This is a genomic window from Actinoplanes sp. NBC_00393 (assembly GCF_036053395.1).
Lineage (GTDB): Bacteria > Actinomycetota > Actinomycetes > Mycobacteriales > Micromonosporaceae > Actinoplanes.
In genome coordinates this window covers 2,485,658-2,507,140 of sequence record NZ_CP107942.1, presented here as the reverse complement: position 1 = coordinate 2,507,140, position 21,483 = coordinate 2,485,658, and the positions used below count along the sequence as shown (strand labels likewise).

Below are 21,483 nucleotides of genomic sequence, written 5' to 3'. Positions count from 1 at the left end.
TATGGGTCATGTCGTTCCGGACACTGGCCGGGTTGTCACGGTGGCGGAAAGATCTTCTGCATGACACAGGTAGCGGTTTACGGAGCGTATGGACACACCGGCCGATTCGTCGTCGCGGAGCTGGCCTCGCGCGGCTATGTGCCTCTCGCGGTCGGGCGCGATGCGGACAAGCTGCGGTCGCTGACAGGCATCGAAGCGCGCCAGGCGTCGGCAGACGATCCAGCCGCGCTCGACCGGGCGCTCGCGGGTGCGGCGGCGGTGATCAACACGGCCGGGCCGTTCGCTACGACTGCCGGGCCGCTTGTTGAGGCGGCTCTGCGCGCCGGAATCCCGTACATCGATGTCGCGGCCGAAATCGAAGCCAACGCCGACACCTTCGCGCACTACGCCGACCGCGCCCGAGCCGACGGCGCGATCGTGGTGCCGGCCATGGCTTTCTACGGCGGCCTCGGTGACCTCCTGGTCACCGCCGTCATGGGCGACTGGCCCTCGGCGGACGAGGTCCATGTCGCGTACGGCCTGAGCAGCTGGCACCCCACCGGCGGCACCGTGGCCTCAGGTGTGATCTCGGGCGAGCGCCGAGGCGGCCGGCGGGTCCGCTTCACCGGCGGCACCCTGCAGTACCACGACGACGCGCTCCCAACGGTCTCGTGGCCGTTCCCCGCGCCGCTGGGCCCGCAGGACGTGATCGCCGAGTTCACGATGGCCGACGTGGTCACCGTCCCCAGCCACCTTCACGTGCCCGAGGTCCGCACCTACATGACCGCCAAGGCAGCAGCGGACCTTTACGCCAACGCCGCAGCCCCGACCGCGGTCGACTCACTCGGTCGTTCCGACCAGACATTCGTGATCGACGTCCTGATTCGCCGTGGCGACGAAGAGCGCCGGGTGATCGCCGAAGGCCAGGACATCTACGCCATCACCGCGCCACTGGCAGTCGAGGCCGTCGACCGCATCCTCACCGACCGCACCAAGGCCACCGGAGTCCTCTCCGCCGGCGCGATCTTCGACGCCCCGGACTTCCTGCGCGCCCTGGGATCGAACCTCATGGTGCAGGCTCCCGGGCGATCACGCGCCTAGACCGGATCGAGGAGGGCTTTCAGCTCCCATAGGGAGGACGTGGTGAGTCTTCGTGAGGCGAGGTTCGTGAAGGCGACCTCGCCGAGCGATTGCCGGAGACTCCGCAGGGCGGTGAGGTCGTTCGCCGCAAGCGGGATACCGAGGTCGAGCCGGATCGCCAAGGCCTGACAATGCAGGGCGACAGATTGGGCGAGGTCGTCGGTGACGAACCGAAGACCGGCCAGGTCGATGATCGCGGCCGCAGCCCCGGCCCGGTCTCCGATCTGCTCGAACGTGGCCACGGCCTGCTCATATCGACGTTCGGCCTCGCCGTAGCGTCCCCGGTCCTGCGCGATCAGCGCCAATTGGTGGTAACTGCCCGCGATGCCGTTCTGGACGCCCAGCTCCGCGAAGGTGGACAGAGCTTGTTGCTGGCGGTGCTCGGCCTCAGCGAAATTGCGTTGGTTCCGGGCGAGTATGCCCAACTGCTGGTAGCTCACGGCGGCAGCAGCCCGGTTGCCGAGTTCGAGCTCGATGGCCAGAGCCTGCTGGTGACGGCGTTCGGCCTCGACCGGAACGCCCCGCATCTGGGCGAGAAGGCCGAGTTGGTAGTAGCTGTTGGCGGTGTTGGCGCGGTCACCCAGCTCCTCGAAGACGGCGAGAGCCTGCTGGAACCAGCGCTCGGACCTGAGGACGTCACCGCGGTTCAGGACCGCGATTCCGAGCTGGTAGTAGCTGGTGGCGGCACCAGCGCGGTCACCTGATTCCTGCATCAGGTTCAGGGCGCGGCTGTGGCGACTCTCGGCTGCGAGGTAATCGCCCTTCGCCTGGGCAAGAAAGCCCAGTTGTTGATGGGTGGCGGCAGCGCCGGCTCGATCGCCCATCTCCTCCTGGAGGGTCAGGCACTGTTGGAAGCGGCGTTCGGCCTCGTCGTTGTCGCCCCGGTCGCGGGCGAGAACCCCGAGCCGGTGGTACCTCGCCACCGCGTCAGCCGGGGTCAGTTCCGATTGAAGCCGGAGCTGGTCGCCGCGCTGCACTCCCGCTCCGTGCAGCGTCTGCGCCGGGTCGAGGTGCATGAAACGAAACCGGCCCTCGACAGGAGGCGGCACCAGGTGCTCCACGCCGACCTGGTAGCCGCCGAAATACTCCTCCCAGACGTCGGCCGCATACCGTTCGGAGATCATGCGGGGAATGTCGTCGACCAACGTTGTCGCCGGAATGTCGTTCAGCTGGAATGCCCGCTTGTCCGGGCCCAGAACGGTCAGCGTCTCGATCAGGTACGGCTCGAATTCGAACTCGCGGGACCCGGCGGCCTCGGCGGCGGTGCGGAACACCCGGTTGCCGGCGTAGCGCCGCAGCGCCGCCGAAGCCAACTGTCTCGCGCCGTCCGGGCCGAGCAAGCCGAATTCCAGCTGGCCGAGCACCGCAGTCCAGAAGGTCCGCGGGGAGACCTCGTCCGGCCAGATCGGACCGCCTTCCACCGGATACCGGATGTCCGCCAGCAGGTCGCGCGCAGCCTCTTGCTGATGGAACACGGCGGCCAATTCGTCGACGAACTGGGCACGGTTCGGCACAGACACAGAGAGGATTCCGCCGCCGCTAACCGAGTCAGCGGAGATCTGCAGCCGGGATCCCTCGGTCACGCCTGCCTCATGCAGGGTCTGATCAGGATCGAGACGGGTGTGCTGCTGAGGTATGTCATCGTCGGCCGGCGTGACGAGGTCGACCACCGTCCGCGGGATCCGGTGGCGGCGGTCTTCGGACCATTCCGAGACGTAGAGATCGATGACCGCCTGAGCGAGTTCCCGCACGGTCCTGGTCGCCGGCGTTCTCTCCGCCACGAATTCCTGCGTATCCGGTCCGACCAGTCGAAACTTCGGGATCAGATACGGCCGGAAGCCGAACTCCTGGAAACGCACCCTGATTTCCGAGCCCGGAACCATTCGCCTTGCCAGAGCCTCCGCCGCGTCGACTATCGCCTGGGCCCGCTCCCTGTCCGGCATGTACACCGCGGCCTCGGGGCCTGCGCCGTAAAGTTGCTCGGCGCGCGGGCCGATCAGGTCAAGCAATTGCGGCATGAATACGTCGTAGAGTTCGGACCCGGTGATGATGAGGGTCGGCCAGGTCGGCGGAGAGGGCAGTGGACCGGCCAGTAGCCGAAGGGTGTTGAGGGTCGTCCGGAACACGGAGTTGGCCGGAAACAACCGGTACACGGCCTCGGCCAGGTCCACCAGTCCTCGCCCGGGCACCCGCCCCTGTTCCAGATCGGAGACGACCTCAATCCAGAAAACCCTGGGAATGGCCCCTGCGGCCCCTGGTCTGGCCCAGGGAGCAGGCGAGTAGAGGTCGTCGAGCAGGACACCGAAAGTGGATGGTTCGCGGAATACCGCTATCAATTCATCGAGGAACCGGTCGCGGTCGTGTTCCGACCAGGCTGCGCCGGCGGATTCGAGGACGGCCTGGTGTTCGCGGACCCGCTTTTCCATCGCTACGAACCAGACCGAAGGCAGCGGCGTGCCGACGCTCGTCGCCTCGGCCATCTCGCGCTCCAACCACTCCTTGGCGCGCGGCGGATCCAGCAGGCTCAGCGCGGTCAGCCGCTGCGCGTTCTCCAGTTCCGGCAGCGCGTGCCAGGCGACAGCGTGGTCGGTGTACTGCTCCAGCAACCCCGCCACCCGGCCCAGGCGGTCGGTGCCGTACTGGGCGACCAGCTCGGTGAGCAGCGTGTTCCGCCACTCCGGGTCGATCTCGTACAAGCCCTCCCCGACCTCGCGGAACAGCGGCGACAGCAGCAGCTCGGCCTCCACCTCATACGGAAGCGCCGCCGGCGGATCGACGAAGAAATTCACGCGCAGCAGGTTGAGGAATCCGGCATCGACCACGACCGGCACGGCTGCGTGCCGGGCCAGGTCGGCCGCTCCGGGCGGCAGATCACGCAGCTCCGCAAGATACGACGAGGCGGTCACAGCGGCCGGTCCAGCAGCAGAGGGCGGCCGCGCAGCACGTTGACCGCGCGGTACATGCCCTGGCGGGTGAGCGGGAACATCGGCACGTGCCGGGCGATCTGCCCGGCGGTCGTCCGCCTCCAGCGTTCCCGGCGCAGCGGGTTGAGCCAGACCAGACCGCCGGTGGCGGCCAGCAGCGCTTTGGCCAGCGCGACCGTGTCCACCAACCGCGGCGTGTGAAGGCCGCCCCGGGCAGCACCGGCATCGCTGACGATGACCGTGCTGGTCGTCCTGGTCACCGAGGCGAGGACGTCGTCGAGATCGAGCGGGCTGCTGAGCGAAGGGTCGGAGTAGACCAGGCCGCCGACGAGGGGTTCGATCCGGCCGAGGACCGGGTCGAGGGCAGGACTGAACGGATCAGGCAGGTCGGCCAGAACGCTGTGGCTGTGGCTGTGCCCGGCGGTGTTGTGGAAGTAGCCGACCGTGAACGTGTCGAACCGCCCGGCCCGTTCCATCGCCTGCCGGATGTGCTCGACGTAATCATGGAACGGCGTCATCGAGCCTTGCCGGTCCACCAGCAGCAACAGCCGGGTCGAGTTGCGCCGCGCCGCGACCATCACCGGCGGCGTGCGTAAGCCGGTTCCGGCGCGCCGGGCCAGGGTGGCGTCGACGTCCATCTCGACCGGCGGCCCCTGCCGGACCGGACGGCGCAACGCCCGCCACACCTGGATGATCTCGCGGTCGCTGGTCGGGTACTGCGGGGCGAGAATCAGGCTGTTGTCGCGGCGCCCGGTCCGCGGCGGCGGATGCACGAGCCCGGACATCCGCCGGGTGGCCGGTGCTTCGAGATCAGGTTCCGCGGCGCTCGGCGTGACCGCCTCAACCGGGTCAGGCGAGGCACGATCGCCCGCATCCTGCGGGTCGCCGCCGGGCCTCGGAGAAGACCATTCCGGTACGTCCACCCGCGCGAAAGCCGCGTTGACGATCTCCGCCTCGGCCGTCGACTTCGCCCACAACGCCACGCAGACCTGCCGCAACGCCGTGTCAGAACCGAGGCCGAATCCCGCACCGAGGGCGCGCCGCAGATCGAGCAGGTCGTCCACGCCGATCTGCAGGCCCCGCCGCCGCAGTTGCCCGACCAGGTCGTGCAGGAACCCCGGCAGCGGTGGCGTCATCGGCGGGTCAGCCACTCGCTCACCCGTACCTGATCGGAATGTTGTTTGACCAGCGCGCCCACCGCAGGCATTGCGGCGACCTGCTCAGCCGGCGTCCCGGTGGCCTGCAGGTAGCCCACCCAGTCGAGCAGCTCGCTGAGGCCCGGCTTCTTGGCCAGGTCGAGTTCGCGGAGCCGCAGCAGTTCGGTGACGGCGTTGCGGCTCAGCTCGTCGGGCGTGATGCCGTGCATCGCCAGGACCGCGTTGAGATGCTCGGCCGAGTCGGGAAAGTGCACGTAGTGGAAGATGCAGCGCCGCAGGAAGGCGCTGGGCAGCGCTTTCTCCTCGTTGTTCGTGACGATGATGATCGGCCTCAACGCGGTTCTCCCGGCCGGTACGGCGTACCGCATCGTCGGTGCCTCGGTGACCTCGAAGCTGAGCTGATCCAGCTCGCGCAGCAGATCGTTGGGGAAATCGATGTCGGCCTTGTCGATCTCGTCGATCAGCACCACCGACCGCCGGCCGTGGCCGGCCCGGGCGATGGCCCGCCCCAGCGGGCCGAGCCGGACATACTCGGCCGGGTCGTCGCCGGCCCGGTCCAGCTGGACGTCGTAGAGCCGGCGCACCGCGTCGAAGGTGTACAGCAGGTCCTGGCCGCGGCTGGTCGATTTGATGTACGCCTGCTCCAGCGGCAGACCGAGGGCGTAGGCGACCGCGTGCGCCAGCCGGGTCTTGCCGGCGCCGGGGTCGCCCTGGAGCAGCAGCGGCCGGCCGAGCGCGATCGCGATGTTGACCGCGTCCTCCAGTTCGGGACCGGCGAGGTACGGCTCCCGCGTCACCATGACGGTCGGCGGATCCGTCGCCGGCACCGGTTCGGCCCAGACGTCCTCGATGAGCTGCTCGTCGGGCAGCTGTGCCGCACGGTCGAAGCGGACGGACAGGTCGGCGACGTGTCGGGTCAGCACGAAGTCTCCAGTTCTTCCAGGTGCCTGCGCAGGTCGTCCGGTTCGGTGCGGAGCAGATCGAAGTAGTGCTCGAGCGTTTCGTAGGTCATCCGCAGGTCGAGCCGGTCGTCCAGCGAGGACTGCTCGACGATCTGCGCCGTCCACGGGCCCGCCAGGCTCCGCGGCCAGCGGCGGGCGGTGACGACGAGCTGCGCCCACTCGGCGATGTCCTGGTGGCGGACCGACGGTGACGGCAGCTGGTCGATGCCGTCGGGAAAGCCGGCGCTAGGGCGGCCGACGAAGAAGATGATCAGGCGCTGGCGGCCGTGGGTGCACGCCGTGCGGATGCGTTTCCACAGCTCGGCGACGAGTTCGGTGTCGACGCCGTCGACCAGGACCGGGCAGATCACGTTGCGCCGGTCGAGGTCGGGCAGGTAGCGGGTCACGTACCGTTCCCAGGCGTCCATCGAGCCGATCTCGGCGCGCATCGCGAACTGGCTCTTCGGCGCCACCTGGCCGATGTAGCTGGGCAGCCACGCGGCGAGGTTGTCGACGACCTTCATGTCCACGTCGGGCAGGCCGAACGCGAGCGACCGGTCGGCACGGCCGTCGATCACGGCCAGGATCGCCGATTTCACGGTGTCCATGTCGAAATACGCGGTGTCGACCAGGCGGTGCGCCGGCAGCGCGGGCTGCCGGGACAGCGCCCGGTCACCGAGGCGGAACTTCTTGAGAACACGACTGATCGGTACGGCGTACAGCACGTTCGCTGCCCGCACCGGCACACCGGCGGCGGCCACCACCCGTTCCTCGACCTGCTCGACCAGGATGCCCACCACCACGGAGTTCATCACGACTGCGCCACCCGAGTAGCCGCCGAAGTCCTTCAACTCCTGGCGGACCTCCAGCTGCAGCACGGTCATCTCGTGGCCGCCGGTGTTGGTCATCAGATGGTCGACGGCGGTCACCGTGCCGCTGAGCTGCACCGCGGCCGGCTCGGGGCGGGCGGTCACCTGCCAGTCGGCCTGCTGGTGGGCGTGACCGACGGGTGGCTCGTACGCCAGCGAGCGGGGCAACCACAGCACGGCGGCGTCGATGGTGGGCTCGACCTGCACGCGCTCCACCTCGAAGCGGATCCCGGAGGCGGTCACGAAGCTGAGGTCAGCGGCCGTCCGCCTGCCGACGACGTGCGCCGCGGTGGCGATCACCCGGTCGGCGATGCAGAAGCCACTGCCGAGATCCCGGGCGCCGGCCACGATCCGCCCCTCGATCACCGCCACACCCTAGCCTCGGCAGTGGACAGAACGGGAGGGCCGCCCGGGCAGTTGTCACCCGGCTGGGCGGCGCCGGCGTCGACCTGACCGCCGGCGACGTCACGGCCGGCCCGGCCGGTGCGGGGCGAGAACCTTGTCGATGTGGCGGGCCAGCCACGTGCCGAGCTCGCCGGTGCCGTCGATGGCCCAGGTGAGCTGCGCCCCGGCATAGACGGCGTAGACGATGTCGACCAGCGCGGCGGGATCGGCAGCCCGCACGTCGCCGGCGGCCGCCGCCTCCTCGAGAAGCTCGGCCAGCTGGGCACGCAGCGCCCGGCTCTGCGTGGCCGAGTAGGTGTGCAGTTCGTCGTCGGTCAGGTCGAGCTGGAGAAACGCGAGGTTGTTGGCCATGCCCTCGCGGGTGGTGATCGGCGCGGTGAAGGCGACCAGGCCGTCGCGCAACGCTTCGAGCGGCGCTGCCCCGCGGTCGCGCGCGGCGTCGAAGACGGTGGTGACCGAGCCGGCCTCGCGGGTGGCGAAGGCGACGAGCAGACCCCGTTTGGAGCCGAACCGCTGGGTCAGCGCCGGCGCGGTCAGCCCGGCCCGGCGGGCCACCGCGGCGAGCGTCAGCCCGGCCGGCCCCACCTCGGTGACCGTGTCGGCCACCGCCCGGAAGACCTCGTCGTCGCTGACCGTGCGTGGGCGTCCCGTCATGGAGGTCATCTTAGAATGGGCTTTACTTTATGAACGTAAAGAAAGTAAGGTCGGGAGCATGTCCCAGGCGACGAAACTTCGCACGGTCCCCCGGATCGTGCTGCTCCTGCTCTGCGCCGCCCAGGCGATGCTGATCATCGACGTGGTCGTGGTGAATGTCGCGATTCCGGCGATCCGCGCCGACCTCGGCATCCCCGACGGCCGGCTGGTGCTGACCTCGATCTCCTACACGCTGACCTTCGGCAGCCTGCTCGTCGTCTTCGGCCGCGCCGGCGACCTGCTGGGCCGGCGGCGCCTGTTCCTGGCCGGGCTCACAGTCTTCACCCTCGCCTCGCTGGCCACCGGCTGCGCGCAGGCCGAGTGGCAGCTGCTCGCCGCCCGCGCCGCCCAGGGCGCCGGCGCCGCCATGGTCGCGCCGACCGCGCTGGCGCTGCTCACGACCACCTTCGCTGAGGGCGCCGGCCGCAACCGGGCGCTGGGCTACTGGGCCGCCGTCGGCTCGGCCGGCGCGATCGGTGGTCAGCTGCTCGGCGGGCTGATCACCAGCACGCTGGGCTGGCGCTGGATCTTCCTGATCAACGTTCCGGTCGGTGTGCTGGCGGTCCTGGCCGGGCGCCGCTACCTCACCGAGAGCCGGATGCCGCGCCACACGCCGCTCGACCTGCGCGGGGCCGTCCTGCTCGCCACCGGCCTGGCCACCGCGATCCTCGCGCTCACCCGGTTCGCCGAGGGCAGCCATCCCGTTCCGGGCGCGGTGCTCGCCGTGACCGCGGTGGTGCTGCTCAGCGCCTTCGCCCTCGGCGAGCGCCGGCACCCGGACCCGATTCTGGACGGCGCACTGCTGCGCACCGCCGCGGTCGGGCGCGCCAACCTGCTGCTCGCCGTCAACGCGGGCGCGCTCGCGGCCACCCTGTTCTTCACCACGATGTATCTGCAGGCGGTGCTCGACTATCCGGCCGTGCAGGTCGGGCTCGCGTTCGCGCCGGTCACCCTGGTCGTGCTGATCGTCTCGCCGCGCGCCGGCGCGCTGGTCAGCCGATATGGTCCACGGGCCCTGCTCACCGCAGGCTTCCTGCTGCTGGCCGCCGGCATGTTCCTGCTCGCGCGCCTCCCGGTCGACGGCAGCTACATGCGCGACGCCCTGGGCCCACTGCTGCTGCTCGCCGTCGGCAGCGGCCTGTCCTACGCGCCGACCTTCGTCGCCGGCACCACCGGCGTGCCCGACGACCGGCAGGGCGTCGCGTCCGGCCTGCTCAACTCGGCGCAGGAGCTGGGCACCGCGGCCGGCCTGGCGATGCTCGGCCCGCTGGCGGCGACCATCAGCGCCGGGCCGGGCCCACAGCAACTGACCGACGGCTACCGGGTCGGGTTGCTCGTCGCCGGCGCCGCGATGCTCGCCTGCCTGCCGCTGATCCGCAAACTCCCGTCCGTATCGTGATCGCGTGGAAGAGACCGACCGCTATGCGTGGCTCGACGAGTCCCCGCTCACCGAGGCCGCCTGTGTCACGTTCGTCGAGGGCATGGATCTCGCGGCGGTCGCGACGGCGTTCGGCGGTTCGCTCGATGAGGCTGTCGAGGTCGCGGCCGACGGGGTCTACGAGCCGGACTTCGAGCACCAGACGGCGGTGCTGCGCCAGGTCGGCGAGTGGGTCGTGGTGATCGAGGCGAACGGCTACGAGGGCAGCCGCCGCGAAGTGCTGCGCCGGCTGGCCACCGGACGCGCGGTCAGCTGCTTCTGGAATGTGAACGCGCTGACCCGGTTCAGCCTCGCCGACCTCGGCACGGTCGTGACCAGCTTCGAAGCGCTATTCCCGGACGACCGCGACGGTTCCCAGCCGGACGCGCTGGAAGAGCTGCGGGCCGGCCTGCCGTGGGACGACGACGACACCGGCACGGATCATCTGATGCTGGCCCTCGCGGCACGGATCACCGGCGTCGAGTTCACGCCCGACCTGCTGACCGGGCCGATGCCGGAGGTCCGGCTGCGGGCCTGGCCGGACGACGTCGCCGAGTGGGTGAGCCCGCGCCACGAGACGCTGACCCGCCAGGACCCGGAGCTGTCTTACGCGTTGCAGCAGGCCGACGAGGCGTCCCTGCGCAGGGTGGCGCGCACGGCCGCGGACCGGGCGCTGGCGTCCGCCGGGATCCACGAGCGGCCCACGGCGGCGGTCCTCGACGAGCTCGCCCGCCGGCCGGGCCGGCACGCGAACGCCATCGAGGCGGCCCGGGCCGCCACGGCTGCCAATGCGCTCGCGGCCGCCTTTCACGCGGTGACCAGAGCGGGGTACGCGGTCGGTGCCGCCGCACTGCGTGAGGCAATGTTCGCCGACCTCGGGTCACCGACGCCGCCGAGCGGTTCCGGCGGCCTTTCCGGCGACACCTGGCTCGACGACCACTGGCTCGGATGGGCCGGCTGTGTCACGTACGTTCGCGGACTTGACGTTGCCGCAGTGACCGCGGCCCTCGGCGCCGAAGCGTATCCGGCCGGCGCCGGCCCGGTCACCCTCAGCACGCCGCCGCTGACGTGGGTCCGGGTGGTCGGCGAGTGGGTTGTCGTTCTCGAACCCGGCAGACGGCCCCGGCCCGGCGACCCGCTGGTGGAGCGTCTCAGCGCGCACGGCGGGGCGATCCAGGCACAGTGGGAGACGGGCGGCGACGTGTGGTTCCGGCACGCCGTCGGCGGGGTGCTGCAGGTGCGGTTCAACGGGTATGCGCCTGAGCAACGATGGGGCGCGGCACCGCACTCACTGGATCCGCTGCCGGTCCCCCGGCCCGGCTTCGACGGCGGCGGGCAGGCAGTCGGCCTGCTCGCACTGGCCGCCCGGATGACCGGTGTCGAGCTGGCCCCGGCCGGCCTGGACGAGCAGTGGGAGGCTCACCGGTGCGCGCCGTAGTCATCGACGCCGTCCGAGCACAACCCGAAGTGCGGGGGGTGCCCGAACCGGCAGCGCCGCCCGGCGGCGTGGTGGTGCAGGTGGCAGCCACCGGGATGTGCCGCAGCGACTGGCACGCCTGGGCCGGGCACGACGAGATCGCGTTCCCGCACGTGCCCGGCCACGAGCTGGCCGGCGTGATCGTCGAGGTGGACGCCCAGGTCAGCCGCTGGAAGGTCGGCGACCGGGTCACCGTGCCGTTCGTCTGCGGCTGCGGCCGGTGCGAGTGGTGCCGGACCGGGCAGGCGCAGGTCTGCCCCACCCAGCAGCAGCCGGGCTTCACGCACTGGGGCTCGTTCGCCGAGTTCGTCGCCCTGCATGCCGCGGACACCAACCTGGTGGCCGTCCCACCACAGGTCGACTTCGCGGCCGCCGCGAGCCTGGGCTGCCGGTTCGCCACCGCCTACCGCGCCCTCGCCGGCCGCGCACGGGTCGTCGAGGGCGAGTGGGTGACGGTCGTCGGCGCCGGCGGGGTCGGCCTCAGCACCGTGATGATCGCCCGCGCGCTGGGCGGCCGCGTCATCGCCGTCGACCGCAACCCGCAGGCCCTCGCCGTCGCCGCCTCCCTCGGCGCCGAACACACCCTGCTCACCGACGGCACCGCCGCGGTCGACCCCGAGCGCACTGTGCTTGCCGACGGCGCCCAGTACGCCGCGCACGCCGTGCTTGCTGACGGCGCCGAGCACGCCGCGCACGCGGTGGTCACCGACGGCACCGACATCCCGGCCGCGGTCGCCGACCTGACCGGCGGCGGCAGCCATGTCGCCGTCGACGCGGTGGGCAGCGAGCAGACCTGCGCGGACGCCATCCTCAGTCTGCGCCGCCGCGGCCGCCATGTGCAGATCGGGCTGCTGCCGCCCGTCGACGGACATCCGCGGGTGCCGATGGCCCGGGTGATCGGCTGGGAGCTCGACCTGCTGGGCAGCCACGGCATGGCCGCAGTCGACTATCCGGGCATGATGGCCCTCATCGAGCAGGGCGCGCTGCGGCCGCAGCGCCTGATCGAACGCACCATCGGGCTCTCCGAAGCGGCCACTCTCCTGCCGGTCTTCGACCGGGCCACCGTCGCCGGCATGACCATGATCGACCCGGCGAGGCCCTGATGACCCCGGCGAGGCCCTGATGACCCCGGCGAGGCCCTGATGACGCCGGCACTGCACCTGGTCCGCGACCGGATCCTGGCCGTGCGCCGCGACCATCCGGTGCGGGTGGGCATCGACGGTCACTCCGCGGCCGGCAAGACCACCTTCGCCGACAACCTGGCGTCGGCCCTGCGCGACGTGTCCGCACGGCCGGTGCTGCGGGTCTCGCTCGATCATTTCAAGCGGCACATCGATTTGCGGACCCGCTACGCGCCCGGCACGCCGGAAAGCTACTACCACGAGATGTTCGACGTCGACGCCATCCGGGACCTGCTGCTGGCACCGCTCGGTCCGGGCGGCACCCGGGAGTACCGCACGCAGATCATGGACTTCAGCGGCCGCACCCCGATCGACTCCGGCATCCACCGGGCGCCCGGCGACGCGATCCTCGTCGCCGACGGTGGCTTCCTGCAGAAACCGGCCCTGGCCCCGCACTGGGACCTGCGCATCTACCTGCACATCTCGGGGGCGGACGTCCTGCGCCGCGGCACGGAACGCGACCAGGCCTGGATGGACTCACCCGAGGCGGCGGCCGAGCGCTACCGCACCTACTACATCCCCGGCGAGCAGCTCTATCTGGCCGAGGTCCGCCCCGCCGACCAGGCCGACATCGTCATCGACAACCGCGACTTCGCCGCACCCCGAATCCTGCGCGGTGGCTGACCTACTCCGCATCCCACGCGGCGGCTGAAACACCCCGCATTCTGCGCGGCGGCTGACGCACCGCGTCCCGCGCGGCGGCTGACGCACCCTGCGTTCTGCGCGGCGGCTGCTGACGCACCCTGCGTTCCGTCCGGCGGCTGCTGACGCACCCTGCGTTCCGTCCGGCGACTGCTGACGCACCCTGCGTTCTGTCCGGCGACTCACCGCTATCCCAGGTCGCGCAGTCCCCGCTCCCAGCGTTCCCGCCGCTGTTCCAGGGTCTGCTCCCACCACGGGACGCCGCGTTCGCCGAGCGCGACCTTCGCGGCCTGCACCCGGGCCCGCGCGGGTTTCGGATCCTCATCCTTGCGCAGGGCCGCACCGACATCGCGGCGCGCGGCCATCAGCGCGCGGCGCAACTGCGCGGCGGCCTCCTCCGGGATGGCCGGATCGGTGGCCCGCCAGCGGCGCCCTTTGATGACGACGTAGTGATCCACGTTTACAGGGTGCCGCAGTTCGCCTCGTCTGAAACCCTGTTGGCCATGGACGGCCCCGCACCGGTGACACGGTTCCGCGACGCCACGACGCGGTTCTACGAGTACGAACTGACCGCGGAAGGCATCGACGTGGTCTGTCCGCGCTGCAGCGGTCACGCCGCCGTGATCGCGCAGCGCGTCGAGGGCCAACCGGCCATGTTCTGGTCGCGCCGGTTCAGCTGCACCGGCTGCGGGCACAGCGCCCGCTGGCCGGCGGAGGGCCGGACCTCGTGCTGGGGCGCCGCGGTCGACCCGTTCTTCCGGCTGCCGTTGTGGCTGGCCGCACCGTGCTGCGGCGGGCACACCCTGTGGGCGTTCAACCGCACCCACCTCGACCTGCTGGACGCCTTCATCACCGCCCGACTGCGCGAACGCAACCCGGGGGCGTACGGGCAGACGCTGGTGGAACGGCTACCGGCATGGATCAAGGCAGCCAAGAACCGCGACGAGCTGCGTACCGTCCTGGCCCGCCTCCGCGACCGGTGACGATCAGTGCGGGAAGGCTCGCGGGATCCGGGTGGAGATCTCGCTGCGGAAGGCCTCGATCCGGCTGATCACCTGTCCCCTGCCGTAGGTGTTCTCCAGACGGTCCAGATACAGGCAGCGCGCCGCCAGTTTGTCCAGGTCGACGGTGAAGTAGATCGCCATCAGCGGGTTGACGAACAGCGTGCTGCCGGTGGTGCGCCGGGTGAACTGGACGTCGCCGAACGCGCCGCTGGTGGCCGCGGCGATCTGGCCGTTGACGATGCTCGGCCGATCCGGCGTGGCGGCCTGCGCGTCGGCGACAGCGTCGCGGTAGAGAACCGCCTCCGGGCTCGAACCAGGGATGGACAGCGCCCCGAGGTAGCCGCCTTCCCGGTCGAGCGCGGCGAGGTTCTCCAGCACCTGGACGTGGTTGACGCCGTGGTAGGCGTCGATGCCGAAACCGAGGCAGGTCACCAGCTTCACCGCCACGTCCAGGCCGGCTACCGCGCCGACGCTGGTGAGGTCCTCCACGGGCGTGCCGAGCGCGTTCTCGTCGCCGCGCATCAGGATGTCGGTGCCGCCGTCGACCAGCACCACGGCGTCGATTTCCAGGCGTTCGATCAGATATCGGTACGCGTCACGCAGCGTCTGCACCCCGAGCGGTGGGAAGGCGTACACCGTCGACGGCAGGTCGTGCGCGGCCAGCCACCGCGACAGCGTGCCCTCGGGGAAGTACCAGTCCGGGGTGGCCGACTTCGGCGTCACCTCGACCACGTACTCGTTCACCCACGAGTCCCGGTCGACCAACTCGAGCTCGGAGAACGACAGGTTGGCCAGGTGCACCTCGACGCCGCTGCGCCACAGGGACAGGGCCAGCGGCAGGCCGGCGTAGATGTCGAAGCCGCCGCCGGCGCCGGCGATCAGCACCCGGCGGGCCGGTGCCAAGGCGGCGAACAGCGGCGGCGTGGCCAACGATTCCGTCACCGCACCATGATCGCCTGTCAGGTCTTGGCCTCCGTCATGGACACCGACGTGCTGGCGGGCGGCGGTTCCGCCGGGTCGGCCTGCCGCTGGACGTCCTGGTGCCGGTCCTCCGCCTCGGCCTGGTCGTCGTCGGTCGGTTCGGTGCCGGGTGGCTGCCGGTCCGGGGTCGGCTCGCCCTCGGGATGCCTGGTCAGGTAGCGGATCGCGGTGTTGAGCACGGCCAGCAGCGGCACCGCGATCAGACCACCGACGATGCCGGCGAGCACGATGCCGGCGGCGATCGCGAGGATCACGGCGAGCGGGTGCAGCGCCACCGCCCGGCCCATGATCAGCGGCTGCAGGACGTGTCCCTCCAGCTGCTGCACGCCGATCACGATGGCCAGCACGATCAGCGCGCTGACCGGCCCCTCGGCGACCAGCGCGACCAGCACCGCGGCGGCGCCGGCGACGGTGGCGCCGACGACCGGGATGAACGCGCCGAGGAAGACCAGCGCGGCCAGCGGCAGGGCCAGCGGAATGCCGAGGACGACCAGGCCGATCCCGATGCCGACCGCGTCGACGAAGGCGACCAGCACGGTGGCGTGCACGTAGGAGACGAGTGTGTGCCAGCTGTAATGCCCAGCCCGCGCCGTCGGCACCTGCGCGTCCCGCGGCAGCAGCCGGCACAGGAAGGACCAGATCTGGCCGCCGTCGCGCAGGAAGAAGAAGAGCGTGAACAGTACGAGGAAGAAGCCGGTGACCACTTCGCCGAGGGTGGTCGCGGTGCTCAGTGCCCCGGAAGTCACCGCGCCCTGGTTCTCGGTGAGGGCGGCACGGGCCTGGTCGACGTACTGGTCGAGCTGCCGGTCGGTGACGTGCAGTGGGCTCTGCGCCAGCCAGGTCTGTATCTCCCGGATGCCGTCGCTGACCTGCGCCGACAGGTCGTCGAGCTGGGCGATGAAGGTCCGGACGATCAGGCCGAGCCCGCCGAAGACCAGCACCAGCGCGGCGACCAGGACGAGTCCGGCGGCCAGCGAGCGGTTCATCCCGCGCCGGGACAGGGCCGCGCTGGCCGGCTGGAACAGGGCGGCGAGCAGCACAGCCACCAGCACCGGGATGATGACCACCCGGAGCAGGCCGACGACCCGCAGGAACAGGTAGGCCGCGACCACGAAAAGGATGAAACGCCAGGCCCAGGCGCCGGCCGTACGCACCGCCGCGGGCAGCACCTCACTGTCCCGGGGGCGGTCCACGACCACGACCGGCGGCGGCGTGCCGTCGCCCAGCTCCGGCTCAGCCGTGAACGGTGGTGGCGCGTTGCGGCGGGCCGCCTCGGTGAACCTGGCCCGGGCGCGCTCCCGAACCGTCCGTGTCCATGCCATGTGTTCTCCCAGAAACGCCGTGGTCACCGCCTCACTGCCCGGCCGGTCCCCGGTTCATGCACGCTGGTCGAATCGATCGCGGATCGTGCCACACCCGGCGCGTGGTGGATGCGACGATGTGCGCAACCCGTCACGGAGGGAACCGCCATGGCCGTCCCGCAGCAGACCCCGGCCGCCGAGTCGCGCCGGCTGCACCGCAGCGCCGCCCTGCACGGCCTGGCCGTCGTGGTCTTCGGACTGCTGGCGTTCACCGGCGTCGGCACACTCGGCTCGGGGGCGCGGGCGCTGGGCGTACCGGTGCTGATCGTGGGTGCGGCAGGCTCGATGGGTGCGCTGATCATCATGGTGTCGGTGCTGCGGCGCAGCCGCGGGACCGCGAGGACGCAGCGGGCAGCCCGGATCGGCATGGTGGTGGCCGCGGTGGTGGCGGTGGCCGTGGGTGTCGCGCTCGCGCCGGCCGGGTGGGAGCGCGGCTTCGTGATCACGGTGAACGCGCTCACCGGGGTGCTGCTGGCCCTCTTCGCCGCCCTTGCCGGCGAGCGCACCGCCCCCTGACGTACCCCTTCGGGAGGACATCGGGTTACCCCTGCGGGAGGTTTCGGCTGAGCGGTGCCGCTTCCTACGGTTCTGACATGAGTCGATACTTCATCGCCTTGGTGGCCACCGTCGTCGCGCCTCTCGCCGTCATCGGTCCCGCGTCGGCCGGCCCGCCGTCGTCATCCGGGCGCGACAAAGACCTTGCCGCGCTGCGGGAGCTGCGCGAGCGCCAGGACCAGGCCTGGGAGCGTGGCGACGCCCGGGCGTATGCCGCGGTCTACACCTCCGACGCCGATCTGGTCACGTTCAACGGCGACCATATGAGTACGCGGGCCGGCATCGAGGAGGGCATGGGCTATTACTTCGCGACGTACCTGCAGGGGACCCGCCTCCTGCAGCGCGACGAACGGATTCGCTTCCCCGAGCTCGACCTGGCGATCATCGTCCGGACCGGTTGCGTCCTCTGGCCAGGTGAGACGGCCTGCACCGACGAGGCCCTGTCCGTCAACACGAACGTCGCAGTGAAACGCCAGGGCCGCTGGCTGTACACCTCGTTCCAGAACACCCGGATCAGGCCGCTGCGCCCCGCATAGTTGATACTGATATCTATCGATTAATTGACCCCGGCGGATGGAGGGTGCGGATGCTGCAGGTGATCGGCGCCGGCTTCGCGCGCACCGGCACCACCTCACTCAGTTCGGCACTCGGCATCCTCGGGCTGGGACCGTGCTATCACATGCTGGACGTGATGAGCGACCCGCGGCGGGTGCAACAGTGGCTGGCCATCGCCCGCGGCGGCGCGCCGGACTGGGCCGGCATCTTCGACGGCTACCGCAGCGCGGTCGACTGGCCGGTGGCGGCGTACTGGCGGGAACTCGCCGACACCTACCCCGAAGCGAAGGTGCTGCTCACCGTGCGAGACCCGGACGCCTGGTACGACAGCGTCCGCCAGACCATCTTCAAACCGCGCATCTCGCCTCCCCGCGGACTCGCCCGGGCGGGTGCCCGGGTGGCCGAGGCGCTGAGCCCGGACCTGCGCGCGTTCCTGGCCATGACACAGGAGACCGTCGAGCAGCCGCTGTTCGAGGACCGGCTCGGCGACCGCGCACACATGACGTCGGTGTTCAACCGGCACATCGAGCAGGTGCAGGCCACCGTGCCGGCCGACCGGCTGCTGACCTACGAGGTGGCGGACGGGTGGGCGCCGTTGTGCGCCTTCCTCGACAGGCCGGTCCCGGACCGACCCTTTCCGCACGACAACAGCTCCCCAGAGTTCCGCAGAACCACGGCGCCGTATTTCGCCCGGCTGGTCTACGGCCCACTCCTGCGGCGGGCCCACATCCAACCCGGCCGCCACCGCTAGCGACGACGTCACCCCGCTCCAGCGCTGATTCTGCGTTTTCCCTGGCCACGCGTCGAGCCGCACCAGGGAAACGTCGAGGTCCGACCCGTAGAACCGGTCCGCCTCGAAGGAGGCTGCGTGGAGTTTCGAGGATCCACGTGGGATCCATGCCGGCGGCCTCCAACGGACTGTTGAGCCGCATCGGACGTACGCATCAGGGTGTTGATCTAGGTATACCTAGGCGGCCTCCGCGTGCCCGGCTAAGCACCGCTGACCAGCCAAGATAGGTAGGCGCTTCCGATGTGGCAGCTGCCTCGACGGCCGAGGATTTACCTATCAGCGGTTGACGAGGAGGAACACCATGTTGATGCACCCGGACCTGATGCTGGATCTGGTCAACGACCGCCACCGTGAGCTGATCGCCGAGTCCGACCGGGAGCGCCTGCTCTCCATGGCGCGGCTGGCCCGGCGAGCGCGGAAAGCCCGTACGGCCCGGGGCCGGCCCGCCGGTACCCTGAGCTCGTGCGAACCATCCGCGGTGGTGCCAGCCCGGTGATGATCGGGCGGGAGAGCGAGCTGCGCCGGTTGGCGCAGCTCGCTTCGGCGCGTGAGCCGGCCGTGGCGATCATCGCGGGCGAGCCGGGCATCGGGAAGACCCGCCTGGTGCGGGAGCTGCTGGCGACCGTGCCGGCGGGGACGGTGGTGCTGGTCGGTCAGGCGGAGCCGGGCTCGTTGTCGCGGCCCTACGAGGTGCTGCTGGACGCCATCGACGGGCACCCGGGCGTCGACGAGCAGGACCTGGCGGCGCTGGCGGACGCCGGGCGCAGCCCCGTGGAGCGGCTGCACACCGGGCTGGCGATCCTGTCCGATCTGATCGGCGACTCCCCCGCGGTGATCGTCTTCGAGGATCTGCACTGGGCCGACTCGGAGAGCGCGGCGCTGTTCGAGCGGATCGCCGACCAGCGCGGGCCACGGCTGCTGATCGGGACCTACCGGCCGGACGAGGTGACCCGGCGGCAACCGGTGGCCGGTCTGCTGGCCCAGTTGGAGCGGCGGCACGCGGTGACGTACGTCCGCTTGGATCGCCTCTCCCCCGCCCAGACCGCGGCCCTGCTGGCCGCAGCGACGGGCGCGCCGGCGCCGCTGCGGGCCGCGGCCGCGCTGCATCACCGCACCGGCGGCAATCCGTTCTTCCTGGAAGAGCTTCTCAAAGCACTGCCGGGGTACGACTTGGAAGCGCTCGTCGAGCAACCGCTGCCGTGGAGTCTCGCCGACGTGCTGCGCCGCCAGGTCGACGACCTCGATCCGGTCAGTCACCGGATCGTCGAGGCGGCCACCGTGCTCGGCCACCGGATCCCGTTCGATCTGCTCGCCGAGGTGGCCGGCGCCGGCGAGGACGAGCTCATCGCCGTGCTGCGTGACCTGGTCACCCGGGGTGTGCTGGTCGAGTCCGGTGAGGACGAGTTCGCGTTCCGGCACGCCCTGGTGCGCGAGGCGATCGCCGATCAGATGCTGGGCCGGCAGCGGCGCCGGCTGCACGAGGCCGCGCTGGACGTGCTGCTCAGCAGCGGCGCCTCCGATCCGGCGATGGTCGCGCATCACGCGCGCGGCGCCGGTCGGTACGACGACATGGTCGACGCGGCGCGCAGCGGCACCGCGATGTACCTGTCGATCGGCTCGGCCTACCAGGCGCTGCAGCTGGCCGAGATGGGCCTGGACGAGGTGCCCGACGACACCGAGCTGCTGGCCAGCGCCGCCCGGTCCGCCTGGCTGGCCGGCCTGCTCGACGACGCTCTGCGCTACGGCCGCAGCTGGCGCGACCTCGCTCAGGCCGCGACCGACCGGGCCGAATCGCTGTACCTGCTGGTCCGCATCGCCTGGGAGTCACGCGAGACCGACGAGATGCGCGCCCTGACCCACGACATCGAGACGCTGATCGCGCAGCTCCCGCCCGGCGCCGGGCAGGCCCGGGCGATGACCGCGATCGCCCAGTCGGCGTACCTTCGGGACGAGCTCGACGCCGCGCTGCTGTGGTGCGACCGGGCGCTGACCCTGGCCGACGAGTTCGATCTGCCGGACGTACGGCTGGCCGCGCTGCTGGAGAAGGGTTCGACACTCAGCGAGCGCCCGCAGTCGGCCGCCGACGGCCGCAAGATGCTGTCCGCGCTGGTCGACGAGGCGGAGCAGGCGGGCGAGTGGGTGCTGGCGGCCCGCGCCCTGCACGTCCTGGTCAGCGGGGACACGCCCACGTCGCCGACCGAGCACGCCGAGATCCTGGAACGGATGCGCGTCGACGCGGAACGGGCCGGTTTCGAGTCGCTGGCGGTGGCCACCTACTTCCAGGGCCGGGCCCGGCTGGTGTTGCGCGCCGGCGATCTGGGCGCCGCGATCGCGCTGCTGGAGGAGGGTCGCGAGCAGGACCGCAGCTACCGGCGGCGGGGCCGGTGGGCCGACTACCACGGTGTGTTCCTGGCCGGGCTGTACCTGGAGGCCGGCGAACTGGAGCGGGTCGAGCAGCTGATCGCCGACCTGGCCGCGCTGCCGAACAATCCGCCGACCACGATTCCCGGGCTGGCGTTCCACCTGGCCTGCCGCCGCGGTGACCTGCCGCGCGCGGAGACCACCCTGGACGATCTGCTCGACGCGCTGGCCGGGCAGATGTGGCGCAGCGGTGAACAGGCCCACGACCTGGTCTCGGCCGCTCTGGAGATCGGCCTGCCGGCGCACCGGCTGGAGCAGATGGCAACCGCTCTGCTCGACGCCGAGGTCTGGGACGGCTATCGGACGCTGGTGGACGCTCAGCTCGCGGAGGCCCGCGGCCGGCACGCGGACGCGCTGGCCGGCTATCTGTCGATCGCCGACACCGACAATCTAGGACCGGCAATTCGAGGCACCGTACGCGTGAGCGCAGCCCGATGCCTTCTCGCCGGTGATCAGCGGGCGGCCGCCGCCGCGCAGGTCAAGGCCGCCGCGCCGCTGCTGGCGCAGTGGCGGGGCTGGCGGGTCGCCCAGCTCGCCCAGATCCGCGCCCAGCTGGGCCTGGCCCCGGTCGACGCGCCGCCCGCGGTCACCGGCCCGGCCGCGCTGACCCCCCGCGAACGGGAGGTGGCGGTGCTGATCAGCGACGGGCTGACCAACACCGAGCTGGCCCGGCGGCTCTACATCTCCCCGAAGACCGCCGCCGTCCACGTCTCGAACATCCTGCGCAAGCTGGGCGTGTCGTCGCGTACCGAGGTCGGTGACCTGGTCGGCCGCTGCTGACCGTCACCGCCGCTGCACCACCAGCATGACCAGCGCGGCGATGCCGACGGCGGCGGATCCGAACAGAACGGTGTAGTGCAGGCCGGGCCCACCGAAGTTGTCGTTCGGATCGTCGAGCAGCCGGGACAGGCATGCGAAGGCCGCGCTGACGGCCATCGCCCACAGCCCCGCGCGGGGCTGCTGCCGGCGCGGCTTGTCGTTCATGCCGTGG

20 protein-coding genes are annotated in these 21,483 nt (G+C 71.1%); 11 read left to right on the top strand and 9 right to left on the bottom strand.

Translation table 11 applies throughout. The features are described 5' to 3' along the window. The first annotated feature begins 60 nt into the window (after positions 1–60). On the top strand, positions 61–1,080 hold the full coding sequence (locus tag OHA21_RS11555; RefSeq protein WP_328473079.1) for a saccharopine dehydrogenase family protein: 1,020 nt from the start codon (positions 61–63) through the stop codon (positions 1,078–1,080). Here OHA21_RS11555 and OHA21_RS11550 read toward each other — a convergent pair. From OHA21_RS11550 to OHA21_RS11530, 5 genes are all read right to left on the bottom strand, one after another. After that, positions 1,077–4,025: a tetratricopeptide repeat protein gene (locus OHA21_RS11550; RefSeq protein ID WP_328473077.1), complete on the bottom strand. Its 2,949-nt coding sequence runs from the start codon at positions 4,023–4,025 to the stop codon at positions 1,077–1,079. The genes OHA21_RS11555 and OHA21_RS11550 overlap by 4 nt on opposite strands. Then, positions 4,022–5,194, bottom strand: coding sequence for a VWA domain-containing protein (locus tag OHA21_RS11545; RefSeq protein ID WP_328473075.1), 1,173 nt, complete (start codon positions 5,192–5,194; stop codon positions 4,022–4,024). The genes OHA21_RS11550 and OHA21_RS11545 overlap by 4 nt, the downstream gene beginning before the upstream one ends. Continuing rightward, the gene (locus OHA21_RS11540) at positions 5,176–6,123 is read right to left on the bottom strand and encodes an AAA family ATPase (protein ID WP_328473073.1); all 948 of its coding nucleotides are present in this window, start codon (positions 6,121–6,123) and stop codon (positions 5,176–5,178) included. The genes OHA21_RS11545 and OHA21_RS11540 overlap by 19 nt, the downstream gene beginning before the upstream one ends. Beyond that, the gene (locus OHA21_RS11535; RefSeq protein WP_328473071.1) at positions 6,117–7,376 is read right to left on the bottom strand and encodes a S1 family peptidase; all 1,260 of its coding nucleotides are present in this window, start codon (positions 7,374–7,376) and stop codon (positions 6,117–6,119) included. The genes OHA21_RS11540 and OHA21_RS11535 overlap by 7 nt, the downstream gene beginning before the upstream one ends. A 99-nt stretch (positions 7,377–7,475) precedes the next feature. Continuing rightward, on the bottom strand, positions 7,476–8,069 hold the full coding sequence (locus OHA21_RS11530; protein WP_328473069.1) for a TetR/AcrR family transcriptional regulator: 594 nt from the start codon (positions 8,067–8,069) through the stop codon (positions 7,476–7,478). 58 nt (positions 8,070–8,127) lie between these two features. On the opposite strand from OHA21_RS11530, the gene OHA21_RS11525 reads away from it, so the two are divergent. From OHA21_RS11525 to OHA21_RS11510, 4 genes are read left to right on the top strand one after another with little or no spacing between them, the layout of a single operon-like run. After that, positions 8,128–9,507, top strand: coding sequence for an MFS transporter (locus tag OHA21_RS11525; protein WP_328473067.1), 1,380 nt, complete (start codon positions 8,128–8,130; stop codon positions 9,505–9,507). Between the two features lie 4 nt (positions 9,508–9,511). Further along, a complete protein-coding gene (locus OHA21_RS11520; protein ID WP_328473065.1) occupies positions 9,512–10,963 on the top strand; it encodes a DUF6461 domain-containing protein in 1,452 nt (483 codons plus the stop codon). Next, a complete protein-coding gene (locus OHA21_RS11515) occupies positions 10,951–12,105 on the top strand; it encodes an alcohol dehydrogenase catalytic domain-containing protein (RefSeq protein WP_328473063.1) in 1,155 nt (384 codons plus the stop codon). Before OHA21_RS11520 ends, OHA21_RS11515 begins: the two co-directional genes overlap by 13 nt. Positions 12,106–12,144: 39 nt before the next feature. Beyond that, positions 12,145–12,807, top strand: a complete 663-nt coding sequence (locus OHA21_RS11510; RefSeq protein ID WP_328473061.1) for a uridylate kinase — start codon at positions 12,145–12,147, stop codon at positions 12,805–12,807. 206 nt (positions 12,808–13,013) lie between these two features. On the opposite strand, the gene OHA21_RS11505 is transcribed toward OHA21_RS11510, so the two are convergent. Further along, positions 13,014–13,283, bottom strand: coding sequence for a hypothetical protein (locus OHA21_RS11505; RefSeq protein ID WP_328473060.1), 270 nt, complete (start codon positions 13,281–13,283; stop codon positions 13,014–13,016). Positions 13,284–13,328: 45 nt separating this feature from the next. Between OHA21_RS11505 and OHA21_RS11500 the strand changes: the two genes are divergently transcribed. Beyond that, entirely contained in the window at positions 13,329–13,808 is a 480-nt protein-coding gene (locus OHA21_RS11500) for a hypothetical protein (RefSeq protein WP_328473059.1), read from the top strand. A 3-nt stretch (positions 13,809–13,811) separates the two neighbouring features. Here OHA21_RS11500 and OHA21_RS11495 read toward each other — a convergent pair whose 3' ends face one another. Then, positions 13,812–14,771 (bottom strand): DUF1152 domain-containing protein, encoded by a 960-nt coding sequence (locus OHA21_RS11495; protein ID WP_328473057.1) that lies wholly within the window; start codon positions 14,769–14,771, stop codon positions 13,812–13,814. A 17-nt stretch (positions 14,772–14,788) separates the two neighbouring features. Then, positions 14,789–16,132 carry an AI-2E family transporter gene (locus OHA21_RS11490; protein WP_328473055.1) on the bottom strand — a complete coding sequence of 448 codons (1,344 nt, stop codon included), beginning with the start codon at positions 16,130–16,132 and terminating at the stop codon, positions 14,789–14,791. 147 nt (positions 16,133–16,279) lie between these two features. On the opposite strand from OHA21_RS11490, the gene OHA21_RS11485 reads away from it, so the two are divergent. The 5 genes from OHA21_RS11485 (at position 16,280) to OHA21_RS11465 (ending at position 21,272) form a co-directional block, all read left to right on the top strand. Continuing rightward, entirely contained in the window at positions 16,280–16,687 is a 408-nt protein-coding gene (locus OHA21_RS11485) for a hypothetical protein (protein ID WP_328473053.1), read from the top strand. A 77-nt stretch (positions 16,688–16,764) separates the two neighbouring features. Beyond that, positions 16,765–17,262, top strand: a complete 498-nt coding sequence (locus OHA21_RS11480; protein WP_328473051.1) for an SgcJ/EcaC family oxidoreductase — start codon at positions 16,765–16,767, stop codon at positions 17,260–17,262. A gap of 50 nt (positions 17,263–17,312) precedes the next feature. Next, entirely contained in the window at positions 17,313–18,032 is a 720-nt protein-coding gene (locus OHA21_RS11475) for a sulfotransferase family protein (protein ID WP_328473049.1), read from the top strand. 340 nt (positions 18,033–18,372) lie between these two features. Further along, on the top strand, positions 18,373–18,567 hold the full coding sequence (locus OHA21_RS11470) for a hypothetical protein (RefSeq protein ID WP_328473047.1): 195 nt from the start codon (positions 18,373–18,375) through the stop codon (positions 18,565–18,567). Beyond that, on the top strand, positions 18,534–21,272 hold the full coding sequence (locus OHA21_RS11465) for an ATP-binding protein (RefSeq protein WP_328473045.1): 2,739 nt from the start codon (positions 18,534–18,536) through the stop codon (positions 21,270–21,272). The genes OHA21_RS11470 and OHA21_RS11465 overlap by 34 nt, the downstream gene beginning before the upstream one ends. A gap of 3 nt (positions 21,273–21,275) precedes the next feature. On the opposite strand, the gene OHA21_RS11460 is transcribed toward OHA21_RS11465, so the two are convergent. Then, the gene (locus OHA21_RS11460) at positions 21,276–21,476 is read right to left on the bottom strand and encodes a hypothetical protein (RefSeq protein WP_328473042.1); all 201 of its coding nucleotides are present in this window, start codon (positions 21,474–21,476) and stop codon (positions 21,276–21,278) included. Positions 21,477–21,483: the final 7 nt, after the last annotated feature.